The following is a 2182-nucleotide window of genomic DNA, read 5'->3' on the forward strand; positions in this document are numbered from 1 at the left end:
AGAGACAGTATTAGGGGAGAGTACTATGGAATTTAATGAAAGAAACGCTTTATTAATGAGACTTCAACAATTGGCTGAACATGAAAAAAATCTGGCCGAACAGCTCAGAAATGAGAGGGAAATGATATTTACTAGGTTAAACGAGATTGATAAGTTGGAATTTTACTGCATGGAAGGGCCGTCTGCAGTAAAAAAAAGAGGTTTTTTATTAGTTAAAGGCACCTATTTAAATTAATCTTTACTTTTTATCCCATGTATGAAACATAATTCAAGCTTTAATGAGCCTTTTCCTTCAATCCATATGAACCTGCAGAAAGTCATTTGTTATAGGGTGGCTTCTTGTTTGCCAATCCTAAAATTATGCAAACGAAGTCAATTTTTATCTTTAAAGTGATTAAGAGGAGAATTCATAGTATGAAAGTAAAGTTAAATTCAAATGATAATTTACTATTTTTAGCGTGGGCCACTGCAATTATTGCGATGTTCGGAAGTTTGTATTTTTCTGAAATCAGGCAGTATGAACCTTGTACCCTCTGCTGGTACCAACGTATCGTAATGTATCCATTCACTGTACTTTTAGGAATAGCAGTGATTAGAAAAGAGTATTGGATTAGTATCTATGCTAGTGTTTTATCTTTAATGGGTGGTATTATATCTTTTTATCATTACCTTATACAAAATATTTCTTTTTTCTCTGATAATTCTCCTTCCTGTGGAAGGATTCCCTGTAGTGGGAAATATATTAATTGGTTTGGTTTTATCACTATTCCATTCCTTGCATTAATAGCATTTATAATTATTTTCTTATGTACATACATAATCTATAAAAGATTAAAGGAGAACTAAAAAGTGAAGAAATTAATAGTGTTTATTGTTCTAATCGTGGGCATCTTCATTATAACTGCTTTTGTTTCTAATAAACAGCAAGCGGTTAAAGTAGAACATAATCCTTTTGGCAAAGAGAAGCTTCATCCTGCCACTGTTGAACAGTTGGATGATCCCAATTACCAGAACATTATCTTACCGGAAGAATTGCAAGAAGATTTAGAGAAAAACAAGGAACGCTTTGTCTACTTTTACAGCCCAACATGTTCTCACTGTAAGGAGACTACCCCTATTGTCACTCCATTAGCCAAAGACCTTAATGTTGATCTTGTTTTATATAATGTTTTAGAATTTCAAGAAGGCTGGGATGATTATAAAATTAAAGAAACTCCTACCATTCTCTATTTTAAAGGAGGCAAAGAGGTGGATAGAATAGAGGGAACTAAAAAAGAGGATGTTTTTAAGAAATGGTTTGAATTTAAATTAAAATGAAATGCAGTTGAATAAAATTGTTCAAGTAGGAGGTTGAAAATGTATGATAGAGATTAATGAAAATAAAATACCTTTAGCCATTTATCAACCTAAATTTGATTCTAATTATCAAGGTGTTAAAACATTAACTGATATGTTTCTTAAGGCTAGTATGGATAGAAAAAAGGGTATTACTTACATCCAAAAGGATGGCAATAAGTTATTTTGCAGTTATCAAGAATTATTAGAAGAATCTAAATGTATTTTAAATGGTCTTTATAAATTGGGGTTGGGACCTTCAAAAAAAGCTATTTTATTAGTAAATGAAATTGAAAGATTCGTTCCCTTATTTTGGGCTTGTATTCTAGGAGGAATTACCCCTATACCATTAAAGGAACCCAATGAGTATCATAAAAAAAATGCAGATATATTAAAGTTGCTCAATTGTTGGGAATTATTTGGAAAACCGGTAATTCTAGCGGAACAGGAAGCAAAAGAAAAATTAAATGACTTGTTTAGTGAAGGGGAACATAAGGATTTTTTGGCTACATCCATTGCTGAATTGCGAAGTAATTTACCAACAGAAGATCTTTATAAGGCGACACAGGAAGACGTTGCCTTATATTTATTAACTTCTGGTACAACAGGAAAGCCGAAAGCAGCAGAATATAAACATAGTAATGTTTGTTTTAATATTATATCTTCTGTAAATGTTATCCAGGCTACAAAGAATGAAGTAATTATGAATTGGATGCCATTATATCATGGGGCTAGTTTATTTAATCAACATATATTAGGGGTGTATTTAGCATGTAACCAAGTACTTACTAGTATTGAATTCTTTTTAGATAAACCTTCTAACTGGCTTGAGTGGATAGATAAATGT

Annotated in this window: 3 protein-coding genes and 1 pseudogene; all 4 read left to right on the forward strand. The window is 31.8% G+C overall.

The features are described 5' to 3' along the window. Positions 1-235, forward strand: a pseudogene (locus ABWK52_RS27680) (hypothetical protein); the annotation flags it as partial. A 179-nt stretch (positions 236-414) separates the two neighbouring features. Beyond that, a complete protein-coding gene (locus ABWK52_RS27685) occupies positions 415-846 on the forward strand; it encodes a disulfide oxidoreductase (protein ID WP_098508606.1) in 432 nt (143 codons plus the stop codon). A gap of 3 nt (positions 847-849) precedes the next feature. Beyond that, positions 850-1317 carry a thioredoxin family protein gene (locus ABWK52_RS27690; protein WP_098508604.1) on the forward strand — a complete coding sequence of 156 codons (468 nt, stop codon included), beginning with the start codon at positions 850-852 and terminating at the stop codon, positions 1315-1317. A 43-nt stretch (positions 1318-1360) separates the two neighbouring features. Beyond that, on the forward strand, positions 1361-2182 hold an 822-nt coding region (locus tag ABWK52_RS27695), incomplete at its 3' end, for an AMP-binding protein (protein WP_353772293.1).

The sequence above is a fragment of the Bacillus sp. AP50 genome, from assembly GCF_040492675.1.
GTDB classification, from domain to species: Bacteria; Bacillota; Bacilli; order Bacillales; family Bacillaceae_G; genus Bacillus_A; species Bacillus_A cereus.

Coding starts and splice junctions, on each gene's coding strand:
- ABWK52_RS27685 (WP_098508606.1), top strand. CDS start 415: ATGAAAGTAAAGTTAAATTCAAATGATAATTTACTATTTTTAGCGTGG.